The sequence below is a fragment of the Pseudomonas sp. FW300-N2A2 genome (genome assembly GCF_017351735.1).
Taxonomy (GTDB): domain Bacteria; phylum Pseudomonadota; class Gammaproteobacteria; order Pseudomonadales; family Pseudomonadaceae; genus Aquipseudomonas; species Aquipseudomonas migulae.
Window position 1 is genome coordinate 133,169 of the sequence record NZ_JACNDU010000005.1, and the last position, 14,172, is coordinate 147,340.

A 14,172-nucleotide genomic window follows, 5' to 3' on the forward strand; every position below is an offset into this window, starting at 1 on the left:
GAGCCGGCCGGGGAGACCGATTTCAGCAATTCTCGAGCGTGGCGGTGGCCAAACCGGGAAAGTCTGTAATCAGGCTGTCAACGCCGAAGTCGGCGAGTCTGCGCATCAGCGCGGGCTCGTTGACTGTCCACACCGACACATGCAACCCCTGTCGCTGTGCCTTCTCCAGGCGCTCCGGCGTGCACAGGGTCCAGTTCAGCGCCAGAATCTCACAGCCATAGCTTGCCGCGACCTTCAACGGGTCGAGCCAGGCGTACTCGGCCACCAATCCGCGGGACACGTCCGGCACCAGGTCCAGCGCGGCTTTCAGTACTTCGCGCGAGCTTGAGGTGATGGTCACCTTGTCGAGCAGGCCATGACGTACAGCCATTTCACGAATCGCCAGGACGGTGGTCGCGGCGCGGGTGCGTGAAGCGCTTTTGACTTCCAGCTGCCAGTGTTCGAAATCGCATTTCTCGAACAGCTCTTCCAGCGTAGGAATAGGGCACGGCTTGATCCAGCCCGGTCCACCCTTGCGCGCGTCGTAGGTCACCAGCTCGGCGGCCGTGTGCTCGACCACCTTGCCGCGTCGGTCGGTAGTGCGCTTGAGCGTCGGGTCGTGGATGACCATCAGCTCGCCGTCCATGGACAGGTGCAGGTCCAGTTCGCAACGGCGCACGCCGTGCTTGAGGCATTGCTGAAAGCTGTTCAGCGTGTTTTCCGGTGCTTCGCCCTTGGCGCCGCGATGGCCGTAGATGAGGGTCACGGTTCTTCCTTAAATTAATTGCCTGATTCGTTTTCGCGGGCCAGGCGTCGTTCCTGGGCCTGCTTTTGCAGAATGTAGCGGGCCAGCAGTTGGCGCTGGGCATCGGTCGGGCGTTCGAACTCGGTGCCGATGTCAAAGCCGTCGCCCTTGCGGTCGCAATGGGTGACGCGCGCCCGAAGCAACAGGCCGAGGGCTTGTGGCATCAACACCAGTTTCACCGACAAGTGAGTGCCTTCAGCGATAGCGGTCGGATTCTGGAAATCGATACCGCCTTCCGAGATGATCACTGGCTGCGGCTCGCCGATCTGCCCAAGCACGGTGATGGCGATCACCTGGCTGAGCAGATCGATGCGTTTGTTCTGGGATTTCAGGAACGCCGCGAGGGTGCGGTCGCGTTCACTGATCTGGCGCAGCAGGTGTTGCGACTCGAATTCGCTCAGGTGCAATTCGCTGAGCAGGTTGAAGAGTGGGGAAGCATCCTGCAACACTTCCTGGCCTGCGGCTTCGAGAGCGGACAGGGGCCGAATTTCCAGTGCGATCGTGTCCTCGATACGGTAGTATTCGCGGCGATCTTCTTCATCTAATGTCGACATGGCGAACCCATGGTAGCGGCGGTGGTCTGAGTGTAAAGCTGGTTATCGACCCCCGCCACAAGGACGTTCCTTTTCCCTCCGAACAAGCCCCGACATGTTCAGACCTCTCTTCGTATTTATTGGCACGCGTTATACCCGTGCAAAGCGTCGCAATCATTTTGTGTCGTTCATTTCCCTGACTTCGATCATCGGTCTTGCCCTCGGCGTGATCGTGATGATCGTCGTACTGTCGGTCATGAACGGCTTCGATCATGAGATGCGCACGCGCGTGTTGGGCATGGTGCCCCACGCGACCATCGAGTCCGGTGAGCCGATCAGCGACTGGCAAGGCCTCGCCGCCAAGGTCAAACAGAACCCGCAAGTGACGGCCGTGGCGCCGTTTACCCAGATGCAGGGATTGCTGACCAATAACGGCAAGGTCTCCAAGGTGCTGCTCAATGCCATCGACCCGGCGCTGGAACGCCAGGTGTCGATCATTGACAAGTTCATGCTGCAGGGCAAACTCGATGACCTTGCACCCGGCAGTTTCGGCATCGTCATCGGCGACAAGGCGGCCGCCAAGCTTGGCGCGGCCATCGGCGACAAGCTGACCTTTGTGGCGCCGGAAGTCACCGTGACCCCGGCCGGCATGTTCCCGCGCATGAAACGCTTTACCGTGGTCGGCATCTTCCATGTTGGCGCCGGTGAAATCGACGGTTACCTGGGCGTCACCAATCTGCAGGATCTGGCGAAGCTGCACCGCTGGAAACCGGATCAGGTGCAGGGCATCCGCCTGAAGTTCGACGACCTGTTCCAGGCGCCACGCACCGCGTGGAACATCGCCCAGCAGTTCGGTGAAGACCATTTCTACGCCCGCGACTGGACCCGCACCCACGGCAATCTGTATCAGGCGATCCGCATGGAAAAAGCCATGATCGGTCTGCTGTTGCTGCTGATCGTTGCCGTGGCCGCGTTCAACATCATTTCCACGCTGGTGATGGTGGTGAACGACAAGAAGGGCGACATCGCCATTCTGCGTACCCTCGGCGCCACGCCGGGTTCGATCATGGCGATCTTCATGGTGCAGGGCACGGTCATCGGTGTGGTCGGTACGCTGATCGGCGCCGTGGTCGGGATCTTCGCCGCGCTGAACGTCAGCGCCGCGATCTCGGTGCTCGAAGGCCTGATCGGACACAAGTTCCTCAACGCCGACGTGTACTTCATCGATTACCTGCCGTCGCAAGTGCAGAGCCAGGATGTGTTGATGGTCTGCGCCGCCGCGTTGGTCCTGAGTTTCCTCGCCACCCTGTATCCAGCCTGGCGTGCCGCGCGCACCCAGCCTGCGGAGGCGCTACGTTATGAGTGAGTCGGGCATGAGTGATAAAGCAATCTTGAGCTGCCGCAACCTGGGCAAATCCTACGAGGAAGGCCCGGAATCGGTAGAAGTGTTGGCCGGTCTGCAACTGGAGCTGCATCCGGGTGAGCGCGTGGCGATTGTCGGCACCTCGGGTTCGGGCAAAAGTACTTTGCTCAACCTGCTGGGCGGTCTCGATACGCCGACCAAGGGCAGCGTCTGGCTCGACGGCGAAGAGCTGTCGGCACTCAGCGAGAAGAATCGCGGCCTGTTGCGCAATCGGTCGCTGGGTTTCGTTTACCAGTTCCACCATTTGCTGCCGGAATTCACCGCGCTGGAAAACGTCTGCATGCCGCTGCTGATCGGCAAGACCGCGATCCCGGAAGCGCGTCAGCGTGCGACGGCGTTGCTGGAGCGGGTAGGGCTGGGCCATCGCCTGGAGCACAAACCGGCGGAATTGTCCGGTGGCGAACGTCAACGCGTGGCCATCGCCCGCGCGCTGGTGAACAAGCCAGGGCTGGTGATGCTCGACGAGCCGACCGGTAACCTCGACTCCCACACCGCCCAGGGTATTCAGGATTTGATGCTGGAACTCAGCACTTCGATGCGCACGGCGTTCCTGGTGGTGACTCACGACATGAACCTGGCTCGCCAGATGGATCGCGTCCTGCATTTGCAGGAAGGTTGCCTGACGCCTATCTGATTGGCCGAAACCCGATGTCTGAAAAGACGTCGGGTCTTTTTGTTTTTATACGGTGCCCCAGCGAATGTTCAGACCGTTATCGATCTTTATCGGCACGCGCTATACCCGCGCCAAGCGCCGCAATCGCTTTGTTTCGTTCATCTCGATGACCTCGATGATCGGCCTCGCCCTCGGTGTGCTGGCGATGATCGTGGTGTTGTCGGTCATGAACGGCTTCCAGCGCGAAATGAGCTCGCGCATCCTCGGCATGGTGCCTCACGCGACCATCGTCGGCGTGAACCCGATCGACGATTGGCAGCCGGTGGCCGACGCCGCGATGAAAAACCCGGAAGTGACCGCCGCCGTGCCGTTCACCGAGATGGAAGGCATGCTTTCCTATAAAGGCACGATGCAGCCGATTCAGGTCAGTGGTGTCGATCCGGCGCTGGAAGGCAAGGTCTCGATCGTTGCCCAGCACATCGTCCAGGGGCGTCTCGATGCCTTGAAACCGGGCGAGTTCGGTGTGGTGATCGGTGAGATCACCGCACGACGTTTCCGCTTGAATGTCGGCGACAAGATCACCCTGATCGTGCCGGAAGTCAGCACCGCACCGGGCGGGATCACCCCGCGGATGCAGCGGCTTAACGTGGTGGGCGTGTTCAAGGTCGGCGCAGAGCTGGACGGCTCCATGGCGCTGATCCACGTTGCAGATGCCGCGCAGATGCAGCATTGGGAACCGAATCAGGTGCAGAGCGTGCGTCTGGCGGTGAAGGATTTGTACGCGGCGCCGAAGGTCTCCAGTGATATCGCTGGCGGCTTGGGCACGGCGTACAAGGCTGACGACTGGACTCACACCCAGGGCAGCCTGTTCAGCGCGATGAAGATGGAAAAAACCATGATCGGCCTGCTGTTGCTGATGATCGTTGCGGTGGCAGCGTTCAACATCATCGCGACCTTGATCATGGTGGTGAACGACAAGGGCGCGGACATCGCGATCCTGCGTACCATCGGTGCCACGCCACGGCAGATCATGGCGATCTTCATGGTTCAGGGCACGGTGATTGGCGTGGTCGGCACCTTGATCGGTGGCGTGCTCGGCGTGATTGCCGCGCTGAACGTCAGTGAGCTGGTGGGCTGGGTGGAGCGGGTCAGTGGGCAGCACATCTTCAGTTCTGACGTGTATTTCGTCAGCAACCTGCCTTCGGAATTGCAGGGTGGGGATGTGCTGTTGATTTGCTCGGCCGGGTTTGTGTTGAGCTTCCTTGCGACGGTTTACCCGGCGTGGCGGGCGGCGAAGATCGAGCCGGCTCATGCGTTGCGGTATTCGTAAGGCGTAATATCGCTTTCGCGGGCAAGCCTCGCTCCTACAGGTTTTATTGCGTCGATACAAAACCTGTAGGAGCGAGCGGTGCGGCGACCCGACTTGCCCGCGAAGGGGCCGGACCTGCTGGCCTCAATCCCCCTTCGGCAACTCAATCACAAACCGCGTCCACCCATTCTCCGATTCGCAACGAATCTGCCCGCCATGGGCCCGAATGATCGACTGGGTAATCGCCAACCCCAACCCCGCATGTTCACTGCTGCCTTCCTGACGCGCCGGATCTGCGCGGTAGAAGCGATCAAACAAACGCGGCAGTAATGCCCCGTCAATGCCGTCGCCGCTGTTCTCGACTGTCAGACTCAAACCTTCAGGCCGCTCGACAATCTGTACCCGAACCTCACCTTCGGCCGGCGTGAATCGCAGCGCGTTATCCAGCAAATTCGAAAGTGCCCGACGCAACATGCTCCGGTCTCCCTCCAGGCGCGCGTTGCCTTCACGGCTCAACGTCACCTGGGCGTCTTCGGCCAATGGCGCAAAAAACTCCAGCAACACATCTGCTTCTTCCGCCAATTCCAGGGGTTCACGTTTGGGCATCAGCAACCCGTGATCAGCCTTGGCCAGGTACAACATGTCGTTGACCAGTTGCGCCATCCATTGCAGTTCTTCGAGGTTGCTGTGCAGTGCTTCGCGGTAATCCTCAAGGGGGCGTGGGCGGGTGAGGGTGACCTGGGTGTGGGTCAGCAAATTTGACAGGGGGGTGCGCAGTTCATGGGCAATGTCGGCAGAAAACGCCGAGAGTCGCTGAAATGAGTCGTCGAGGCGTCCGAGCATGGCGTTGAAGTTGTGGGCCATTTCCGCAAGTTCGGGCGGCATGTTCTCTTCGGGCAGTCGGGCGTTCAGCGACTGCGCGGAAACGCCACTGGCGATTGCACTCATGCGCCGTAACGGACGCAGCCCGCTACGCGCCGCCCAGGCACCGAGCAGCGCAGTCGCCAGGGCCGACAAACCGACGGTCAGCCAGATCAAGTGCTGCATGCGCTGCAGAAAGTGCTGGTGGTGGGTGATGTCCAACAGCAGGGTCAATTGCGGTGAGTCAGGCTTGTCGACAAACAACGGCGCATTGAGGACGCGGTAGTCGGTGCCGTCGTCGTTCATGGTCGACAAACCCGGCCTCTGCGGAAGTTTATCGGGCAGGCTCGGGGTGCTGTCGTACCAGCGCTTGCCGTCGCTGCCGGAAATGCGCAGGGACAAATCAGCCTGGCGGTTCAATTCATCCGCCAGTCTGACTTCGCTTTCACTGGACTGGAGATCGTGAAGCGCTCGACGCAAACCAATGAGCTTGCCGTCCAGCAATTGCTGGTCCAGTTCAACGAAATGCGCCTCGCTGGCTCGACTGAACAACACGCCCGCGAACAACGAAACCACGGCGGTGCAAGCTGCAAACAGCAGCGCCAGACGGCTGCTCAATGAAAGTCGGCGCATCAGGCCGGGCGCTCTTCGAGGACATAGCCCATGCCGCGCACGGTATGGATCAATTTGTTCGGAAACTCGTCGTCGATTTTCAGGCGCAAGCGGCGGATGGCGACTTCGATGACATTGGTGTCGCTGTCGAAATTCATGTCCCAGACCTGGGAAGCGATCAGCGATTTGGGCAGCACTTCGCCCTGACGGCGCAGGAGCATTTCCAGCAGGGCGAACTCCTTGGCGGTCAGGTCGATGCGTTGGCCACTGCGTTCGACGCGACGGCGGATCAGGTCCAGGCGCAAATCGGCCAGTTGCAGGCTGGTTTCCTGCGGCGTGGTGCTGCCGCGACGCAACAGGCTGCGAACCCGGGCCAGCAGTTCGGAGAAGGCGAACGGCTTGACCAGATAATCGTCGGCGCCCAGTTCGAGGCCGTGAACCCGGTCTTCCACTGCGTCTCGCGCGGTCAGAAACAGGACTGGCGTGTCGAGGCCTGCGCTGCGCACTGCCTGGAGGATTTGCCAGCCGTCGCGACCGGGCAACATCACATCGAGGATCAACAGCGCGTAGTCACCGCTCAATGCCAATTGCTGGCCAGTGTCGCCGTCGGCCACCAGTTCGGTGTTGAACCCGGCTTCGGTCAGGCCCTGACGCAGGTAATGGCCGGTTTTCGGTTGGTCTTCGACGATCAGCAGTTTCATGGGCGACTCGAGGCAAATGGAACGAACGCTTTATACCGTGGGCAGCGGTTGTGCAGGTCAACCTGACAAAGTTGTAATCTGGCTGTCAGGTTACGGGCAGTGGCCGCAGTTTAGTGTTTTCCACAGGCTGAACTTTATCTTGTTGGAGTATGACTATGTTTTTGCGCAAACCCCTGGTGCTGGCTGGGTGCCTGCTGGTGCTGAGTTCGCCGGTGTGGGCATCGCCGGCGCACACCTACAACTTCGGGCAACCGGCCCCGGCTGCCAAGGCGACCCGCAGCGTTGAAGTGGTGATGGGCGACATGTCGTTCACCCCCAAGGCCATCGATATCAAGGCCGGTGAGACAGTTCGCTTTGTGCTGGTGAATAAAGGCCAGTTGCTGCACGAATTCAACCTCGGTGACGCGGCGATGCATGCAAAACATCAGCAGGAAATGATGAAGATGCAGCAGAGCGGCATGCTTACGCCTACAGGGATGAAGGAAATGGACCACGGCGCGATGGCGGGAATGGATCATGGTATGAAACACGATGACCCCAATAGCGTGCTGGTCGAGCCGGGTAAAACCGCCGAACTGACCTGGACCTTCACCAAGGCCACCAACCTGGAATTTGCCTGCAATATTCCAGGTCACTATCAGGCTGGCATGGTCGGTAAACTGACAGTCAGTCAGTAAGCACTCTAAGGCGCGAGCAAAGGCTGGTAGAATCCGCTGATTCTTCAGTCAGGTTTCCGCCATGCATCCCGCAGCCGAACACTCGCCGCTGGGTAAATCCAGCGAATACATCGCCACTTACACGCCGTCCTTGCTGTTTCCGATCCCGCGCACCGCGAAATGGGCCGAGTTGGGGCTGACGGCTGAAACCCTGCCGTATAAAGGCGTGGATTTCTGGAACTGCTTCGAGCTGTCGTGGCTGTTGCCGTCCGGTAAACCCGTGGTGGCGATCGGCGAATTCTGCATCCCGGCGGATTCGCCGAACATCATCGAATCCAAGTCGTTCAAGCTGTATCTGAACTCGTTGAATCAGACTCCGTTTGCCGATATCGCAAGCCTTGAAGCGACGCTGGTGAACGACCTGTCCGCTGCGGCAGGCAAGCCGGTCGGCGTGCGGGTTCGCCGCCTGAAAGACGTTGAAGCCGAAGGCGTCGTGGCGCTGCCGGGTGTGTGCATCGATGACCTGGATATCAGCGTCAGCAACTATGAGCATCCGCGTCCGGAGCTGCTGCGTTGTGATGATTCGCGCATCGTCGAGGAGAGCGTGCACAGTCATTTGCTCAAATCCAACTGCCCGGTGACCAGTCAGCCGGACTGGGGCAGCGTGGTGGTGGAATACCGTGGCGCGGCGCTGGATCACGCGAGTCTGCTGGAGTACATCGTGAGCTTCCGTCAGCACTCGGACTTCCATGAGCAGTGTGTGGAGCGGATTTTCCTCGACCTGCAACGCTTGCTGAAACCGGAGAAATTGACGGTGTACGCGCGGTATGTGCGTCGCGGCGGGTTGGACATCAACCCGTATCGCAGCACTGAAGACGTGCAACTGCCGAACCATCGCCTGGTCCGCCAGTAACATCTGTAGGAGCCCGGCTTGCTGGCGATGGCGTTTTTGAGACCGCTATCGCCGGCAAGCCGGGCTCCTACAAAAGCACAGCGAGTGACTACGCAATAAAAAGCCCCGCTATCACTAGCGGGGCTTTTTTGTATCTGGCGGGTTCAGATCCCCATGCTGACCAGAGATTGCACAATGTTGCGCAAGGTGCCGGCAATGGCGGGGTGTTCAAGTTCAAAGCGTTCGACGGCCAGGTTTACGCCATCGGCGAGGCTGGAGTCCTGGGTTTTGGTTTCGAGCTCAAGCTCAAGTTCGATCTGTTGCATCAGCGCATGCAGGTCGGCGCGCTCTGCTTCGGTCAGCGGAGGATTCTGTTCCAATTGCTCGCGCAGGGCATTGAGCTGTTGTTGCAGTTCGCGGGCAGGCATGGCGTTCTTCCTTTTATCGATAGGCACTGGCATAGACCGTGGCAGCGCGCCAAAGGTCTATGGCTGACCTTTAGATTAATCCACTCGCGCGCAACCTGCATGATCTCGATCAGGGCTTTTCACCCTTGAGCCGACGCAGGCTGATGTCGGCCAGGCAGGTGTCGAGTTCGCCGAGGTGATCGATCACCGAATGCACGCCCAGGCCGAACAATTGCACGGTGGCCTTGCCGCGCAGGTGTTCGCGTTCCTTTTGGCTCAAGGCCTGCCATTCGCTGGGCGCCAGCCCGCAGAGCGAGCCGCAGGAGGCCAGGCCGATGGTCCACAACCCGGCATTCAGGCCCGATTGCAGCAATCGCGGTTCGCCGCTGACCAGTACGCAACCATCCAGTTGCCCGACATTCAACGCCATCAAGGCTTGCCAGCATGCATTCGGCGCGGGCCACGGATTGATTGTTGCGGGGTGTTGCGACGGCTTGACCCAGTCGGGCAGGGCGGCGGCCAGCGAAAGGCTCAATGCGGGGGGAAGTTCGTCGAGCCAGGCACAGGGAATCTGCTGGCGCTGCAAACTGTGCAGGCTGTCCAGAGCGCCAGGTGTGACTTCGGCATGTTCGGCGCAATGGTCGCCGTGCTGGCGCGTGCGGGCGCCGAAGTCCACCAGGCAACCGCTGAGGCCAAACAGGACGGCGGTCAGGCTGGGGGCGGCGAGGGGCAAGGTTTCGGCGTGCGGCATGTCAACATCCCTGAAATAGCGTCAAGGCTATGCGCCGCCGGTGACAGTTGAGTGACATGGATGTGAATCGCTCACAGTCATGGCGAATCATCCGTAGGCCGTCACGCACGATGCTGCCTAAAGCGGCTTTTCCGTCTTATACTCACCAGCTTAATGTTCGGGCCAAGACGCCCGCGCCAGTACAATCCAAGGAGTTTTTCTATGCGCTGGAGCAATCATCTAGCTCAGTTTTGTGTGTGCGCCAGTGTGTTGCTGGCTCCGTTCGCTGCCCAGGCAGCCACGGAAGAGGACCCTTGGGAAAGCATCAACCGTCCGATCTACAAGTTCAACGATGTGCTCGACACCTATGCGCTGAAGCCTCTGGCGCAGGGCTACCAGTTCGTGACCCCGCAATTTCTCGAAGACGGCATCCACAACATGTTCCGCAACGTCGGTGATGTCACCAACCTTGCCAACAACATCTTGCAGGCCAAACCGGCTTCTGCCGGCGTCGACACCGCACGCCTGATCTTCAACACCACCTTCGGCCTGCTGGGCTTCTTCGATGTGGGCACCAAGATGGGCCTCAATCGCAGCGACGAAGACTTCGGTCAGACGTTGGGCTATTGGGGTGTAGGAAGCGGCCCGTACGTGATGCTGCCGTTGCTGGGCCCAAGCACTCTGCGTGATGCGCCCGCCAAGTTTGTCGACGGCTACACCGGCCCATACCCGTACATCCACGACGTACCGGTGCGTAACTCGATCTTCGCCCTGAACGTTGTCGACACCCGCGCCAGCCTGCTGTCGGCCGAGAAACTGATCAGCGGCGACAAGTACACCTTCATCCGCAATGCGTACTTGCAGAACCGCGAGTTCAAAGTCAAAGACGGTCAGGTCGAAGACGATTTTTGATCTCGACCGGTAAAAAACGAAGAAGGCGGCCTGATGGCCGCCTTTTTTGGTTTTGGATCCGGGTTATTTCATTTTCAAGATTGTAAGGCCGAGTTTCTGGCTGGCGCCGTCCTGTTCTTTAACCCGGACCACTTCAGTGTCGGCTTCGAGCCCTTTGAGTGCCGCATGATCGGAGTCGATCCGCACGCTGAGCCGGTCACCGACCTTGAACCGACGCGGTGCCTCAACCTGCATGCCACTGCTGGAAAGGTCGATGCAGACGGCTGCAACTTCGTCCCCTTCATGAATCAGCGCGACATCGGCATCGACTCGCATGCGGATGAAATCACGCTTTTCGCTGTAGTCCCGTTCGGTTTGGCTCATGGGCTTCATCCTTCCATTGGGTTACGGTTTTATCAGTTCTTATAACTCTCGGTGATTTGACAAGTAAAGACGTCAAGCGACCATCGGCGTGAGCTTGAAACGCCCCGCGGATGGGAGTACCGTCTGCGCCTTAGAAGGGCACCTCTGGTGTGCCTGTCAGTAGGGTCGATGCCCGAAAGCGGTGCAACAGAGAGGCTAGAAAGCGAATCCAGTAGTGTGTGCGGGGTCAATTGCCCAGCCTGCTACGCCAACCTAATTCTGGCGCCGTTTGCCCACATGCCAAAAACCAGTGCCACGCTGCTGATAATCGATGATGACGAAGTAGTGCGCGCGAGCCTCGCCGCCTATTTGGAAGACAGTGGTTTCAGCGTCTTGCAGGCCAGCAATGGCCAGCAGGGTCTTCAGGTATTCGAGCAAGACAAGCCCGGCTTGGTCATCTGCGATCTGCGCATGCCGCAGATGGGCGGACTCGAACTCATTCGCCAGGTCACCGAGCGGTCACCGCAAACCCCAGTGATTGTGGTTTCGGGTGCCGGCGTGATGAACGACGCGGTCGAGGCCTTGCGCCTGGGCGCGGCGGATTACCTGATCAAGCCTCTCGAAGATCTGGCCGTGCTCGAGCACTCTGTGCGCCGGGCCCTGGATCGCGCGCGTCTGCTGCTGGAAAACCAGCGCTACCGTGAGAAGCTGGAAAAGGCCAATCGCGAGCTCGAAGCCAGCCTGAACCTGCTCCAGGAAGACCAGAATGCCGGTCGCCAGGTGCAGATGAACATGCTGCCGGTCAGCCCCTGGACCATTGACGAATTCAAGTTTGCACACCAGATCATCCCGTCGCTGTACCTGTCGGGTGATTTCGTCGACTACTTTCGGGTCGACGAGCGTCGGGTAGCGTTCTACCTGGCGGACGTTTCCGGTCATGGCGCTTCTTCAGCCTTCGTTACGGTGCTGCTGAAATTCATGACCACGCGCTTGCTGTTCGAATCCAAGCGCAACGGCACATTGCCGGAATTCAAGCCTTCAGAGGTCCTTGGTCATATCAACCGGGGCCTGATCAGTTGTAAGCTGGGTAAACACGTCACAATGGTCGGTGGAGTCATCGACGAGGAGACAGGTTTGTTGACCTATAGCATCGGTGGTCATTTGCCGTTGCCTGTGTTGTACACGCCAGACAGTGTTCGATATCTGGAAGGGCGTGGTCTGCCGGTGGGCCTCTTCAATGAAGCCACCTATGAAGATCACGTGCTGGAGCTGCCGCCGACGTTCAGCCTGACGCTGATGTCCGATGGCATTCTGGACCTTTTGCCAGAACCTACACTCAAAGAAAAAGAAGCGGCTTTGCCCCAGCGGGTCAAAGCAGCGGGCGGCACCCTGGATGGGCTGCGGCAGGTTTTTGGATTGGCCACGCTAGGGGAGATGCCGGATGATATCGCCCTGTTGGTGTTGAGCAGGAATCTTTAATGAGTACCGGTAGAATCCAGTTCGCCGAGCAGGACGGCACCTTCGTCTTGAAGTTCGTCGGTGAAGTTCGCCTGACCCTGTGTTCGGCGTTGGATGCGACTATTGAGCGGATCTTCACGGCGTTGAACTTCAACGCGATCGTGATCGACCTGACCGAAACCCGCAGCATCGACAGCACCACCCTTGGCCTGTTGGCCAAACTGTCGATCCTGTCGCGGCAGAAAGTCGGCCTGCTGCCGACCGTCGTCACCACCCACGAAGACATCACACGTCTGTTGCAGTCCATGGGCTTCGAGCAGGTGTTCAACATCGTTGACCGCCCGATCCCTTGTCCTGAATGCCTGACTGACTTGCCTGACCAGGACCAATCGGAAGAAGTGGTGCGGATCAAAGTGCTGGAAGCGCACAAGATCCTCATGGGGCTGAATGATTCGAATCGTGAAGCGTTTCATGATCTGGTGAATGCGTTGGAGCGTCATTGATCCTTTGAACCCCATCGCCGGCAAGCCGGCTCCTACAGTTGAATGATCACGTGTAGGAGCCAGCTTGCTGGCGATGGCGGCCTGAAATCCCCCAAATTCCCAAGCACGAAACCCGCACCAAACAAACGCACACAAAAAAGGGCGAACCCATCAAGGTTCGCCCTTTTTGCATTGCGCTGAACTAGATCACAGCTTGGCCTGCAACAGCGCCTCAAGCTTCTCCTGGTCCCGGGCAAACTGACGAATCCCTTCCGCCAGTTTCTCGGTCGCCATCGCATCTTCGTTGGACAACCAACGGAACTGCGCTTCATTCAGGCTCAAGCGCGCTTCACCGGTATGACCCGGCGCCAATTTACGCTCCAGCTTGCCAGTGTCCGCCGCCAGTTTATCGATCAAGTCCGGGCTGATGGTCAGGCGGTCGCAACCGGCCAGTTGCTCGATCTGATTCAGGTTACGGAAGCTCGCGCCCATGACCACGGTCTTGTAGTCATTGGCCTTGTAGTAGTTGTAGATACGCGTCACCGACTGCACGCCCGGATCATCCGCGCCGGTGTAGTCGTTGCCGTTGGCCTTCTTGTACCAGTCATAGATACGGCCCACGAACGGCGAAATCAGGAACACACCCGCATCGGCACACGCCGCCGCCTGGGCGAACGAGAACAGCAATGTCAGGTTGGTCTGGATGCCTTCTTTTTCCAGGATTTCGGCAGCGCGGATACCTTCCCAGGTGGAAGCGATCTTGATCAGCACGCGGTCGCGGCCGATGCCGGCCTTTTCATACAGCTCGATCAGACGGTGCGCACGCTTCAATACGGCGTCAGTGTCGAACGAGAGGCGCGCGTCCACTTCAGTGGAAATACGGCCCGGAATCACTTTCAGGATCTCTTGCCCTACCGCGACGCCAAAACGGTCGCTGGCCAGGCCCACATCGCCCTTGCAGTCGCTGACGCAAGCGTTCAACAACTCGGCATAGCCTGGAATGGCCGCGGCTTTGAGCAACAGGGAAGGGTTGGTGGTAGCGTCCACCGGTTTAACGCGAGCGATCGCTTCGAAGTCGCCGGTGTCGGCAACCACGGTGGTCATCTGTTTGAGTTGTTCCAGCTTGGAAGTCATGGGCGTGCTCTGTCCTATGGGTCTAATGACATTACCCGAGCGCTGACAGCCACTCAAGGGCACATGTACGTATCGAAGGCCCCGGCGGCAACATCTGGAAAACGGATGTTTGAAAGGCGGGGCGCGGTGTCCGTAAATACGATGCCAAATCCGGGCGCAGGTTCAACGGAGGTGACGGGTACCTGCCAATTTTAAATCTCAGCATTGGCTTCTTATCTTCGAGCAGGGAAGGCAAGCGCGCATTAACGGCAGACCCTCCTGTCGGATCACTTCAAACACCCTTCAGCAAAGGCTCTAGGACAGGGGAGGCACCAAATATCGAT

At 59.2% G+C, this 14,172-nt stretch carries 16 protein-coding genes; 8 read left to right on the forward strand and 8 right to left on the reverse strand.

Going from position 1 to position 14,172, the window contains the following annotated elements; genetic code table 11:
* Nucleotides 1-22: 22 nt before the first annotated feature.
* Together J4E42_RS09725 and J4E42_RS09730 are read right to left on the reverse strand one after the other, a co-directional pair.
* Nucleotides 23-745, reverse strand: coding sequence for a glycerophosphodiester phosphodiesterase family protein (locus J4E42_RS09725; protein ID WP_008028453.1), 723 nt, complete (start codon nucleotides 743-745; stop codon nucleotides 23-25).
* A gap of 14 nt (nucleotides 746-759) precedes the next feature.
* A complete protein-coding gene (locus J4E42_RS09730) occupies nucleotides 760-1,338 on the reverse strand; it encodes a PilZ domain-containing protein (RefSeq protein WP_207285089.1) in 579 nt (192 codons plus the stop codon).
* A 94-nt stretch (nucleotides 1,339-1,432) separates the two neighbouring features.
* Between J4E42_RS09730 and J4E42_RS09735 the strand changes: the two genes are divergently transcribed.
* The 3 genes from J4E42_RS09735 (at nucleotide 1,433) to J4E42_RS09745 (ending at nucleotide 4,683) form a co-directional block, all read left to right on the forward strand.
* Nucleotides 1,433-2,683 (forward strand): lipoprotein-releasing ABC transporter permease subunit, encoded by a 1,251-nt coding sequence (locus J4E42_RS09735; protein ID WP_207285091.1) that lies wholly within the window; start codon nucleotides 1,433-1,435, stop codon nucleotides 2,681-2,683.
* Nucleotides 2,684-2,690: 7 nt separating this feature from the next.
* The gene (gene lolD, locus J4E42_RS09740; protein WP_167362922.1) at nucleotides 2,691-3,374 is read left to right on the forward strand and encodes a lipoprotein-releasing ABC transporter ATP-binding protein LolD; all 684 of its coding nucleotides are present in this window, start codon (nucleotides 2,691-2,693) and stop codon (nucleotides 3,372-3,374) included.
* Nucleotides 3,375-3,438: 64 nt separating this feature from the next.
* Nucleotides 3,439-4,683, forward strand: a complete 1,245-nt coding sequence (locus J4E42_RS09745) for a lipoprotein-releasing ABC transporter permease subunit (protein ID WP_008037700.1) — start codon at nucleotides 3,439-3,441, stop codon at nucleotides 4,681-4,683.
* Nucleotides 4,684-4,806: 123 nt separating this feature from the next.
* Here J4E42_RS09745 and J4E42_RS09750 read toward each other — a convergent pair whose 3' ends face one another.
* Both J4E42_RS09750 and J4E42_RS09755 read right to left on the reverse strand, forming a co-directional pair.
* Nucleotides 4,807-6,156 carry a heavy metal sensor histidine kinase gene (locus tag J4E42_RS09750; protein WP_207285093.1) on the reverse strand — a complete coding sequence of 450 codons (1,350 nt, stop codon included), beginning with the start codon at nucleotides 6,154-6,156 and terminating at the stop codon, nucleotides 4,807-4,809.
* Nucleotides 6,156-6,836: a heavy metal response regulator transcription factor gene (locus tag J4E42_RS09755; RefSeq protein WP_008028443.1), complete on the reverse strand. Its 681-nt coding sequence runs from the start codon at nucleotides 6,834-6,836 to the stop codon at nucleotides 6,156-6,158. The genes J4E42_RS09750 and J4E42_RS09755 overlap by 1 nt, the downstream gene beginning before the upstream one ends.
* Nucleotides 6,837-6,991: 155 nt before the next feature.
* On the opposite strand from J4E42_RS09755, the gene J4E42_RS09760 reads away from it, so the two are divergent.
* Both J4E42_RS09760 and queF read left to right on the forward strand, forming a co-directional pair.
* Nucleotides 6,992-7,513 (forward strand): plastocyanin/azurin family copper-binding protein, encoded by a 522-nt coding sequence (locus J4E42_RS09760; RefSeq protein ID WP_207285094.1) that lies wholly within the window; start codon nucleotides 6,992-6,994, stop codon nucleotides 7,511-7,513.
* 61 nt (nucleotides 7,514-7,574) lie between these two features.
* The gene (gene queF, locus J4E42_RS09765; RefSeq protein ID WP_008028439.1) at nucleotides 7,575-8,405 is read left to right on the forward strand and encodes an NADPH-dependent 7-cyano-7-deazaguanine reductase QueF; all 831 of its coding nucleotides are present in this window, start codon (nucleotides 7,575-7,577) and stop codon (nucleotides 8,403-8,405) included.
* Between the two features lie 143 nt (nucleotides 8,406-8,548).
* On the opposite strand, the gene J4E42_RS09770 is transcribed toward queF, so the two are convergent.
* On the reverse strand, nucleotides 8,549-8,812 hold the full coding sequence (locus tag J4E42_RS09770) for a DUF4404 family protein (RefSeq protein ID WP_008028435.1): 264 nt from the start codon (nucleotides 8,810-8,812) through the stop codon (nucleotides 8,549-8,551).
* Between the two features lie 109 nt (nucleotides 8,813-8,921).
* Nucleotides 8,922-9,542: a hypothetical protein gene (locus J4E42_RS09775; protein ID WP_008037697.1), complete on the reverse strand. Its 621-nt coding sequence runs from the start codon at nucleotides 9,540-9,542 to the stop codon at nucleotides 8,922-8,924.
* Between the two features lie 201 nt (nucleotides 9,543-9,743).
* Between J4E42_RS09775 and J4E42_RS09780 the strand changes: the two genes are divergently transcribed.
* Nucleotides 9,744-10,433, forward strand: a complete 690-nt coding sequence (locus J4E42_RS09780) for a VacJ family lipoprotein (RefSeq protein WP_207285096.1) — start codon at nucleotides 9,744-9,746, stop codon at nucleotides 10,431-10,433.
* Nucleotides 10,434-10,496: 63 nt separating this feature from the next.
* On the opposite strand, the gene J4E42_RS09785 is transcribed toward J4E42_RS09780, so the two are convergent.
* Complete coding sequence (locus J4E42_RS09785) at nucleotides 10,497-10,796, reverse strand: PilZ domain-containing protein (RefSeq protein ID WP_008037695.1); 300 nt, start codon at nucleotides 10,794-10,796, stop codon at nucleotides 10,497-10,499.
* A gap of 276 nt (nucleotides 10,797-11,072) precedes the next feature.
* Between J4E42_RS09785 and rssB the strand changes: the two genes are divergently transcribed.
* Together rssB and rssC are read left to right on the forward strand one after the other, a co-directional pair.
* On the forward strand, nucleotides 11,073-12,254 hold the full coding sequence (gene rssB, locus J4E42_RS09790; protein ID WP_032832382.1) for a two-component system response regulator RssB: 1,182 nt from the start codon (nucleotides 11,073-11,075) through the stop codon (nucleotides 12,252-12,254).
* Nucleotides 12,254-12,736, forward strand: a complete 483-nt coding sequence (rssC, locus tag J4E42_RS09795; RefSeq protein WP_007935262.1) for an anti-sigma factor antagonist RssC — start codon at nucleotides 12,254-12,256, stop codon at nucleotides 12,734-12,736. The genes rssB and rssC overlap by 1 nt, the downstream gene beginning before the upstream one ends.
* A gap of 186 nt (nucleotides 12,737-12,922) precedes the next feature.
* Here rssC and tal read toward each other — a convergent pair whose 3' ends face one another.
* Nucleotides 12,923-13,849, reverse strand: coding sequence for a transaldolase (gene tal / locus J4E42_RS09800; RefSeq protein ID WP_008028427.1), 927 nt, complete (start codon nucleotides 13,847-13,849; stop codon nucleotides 12,923-12,925).
* Nucleotides 13,850-14,172: the final 323 nt, after the last annotated feature.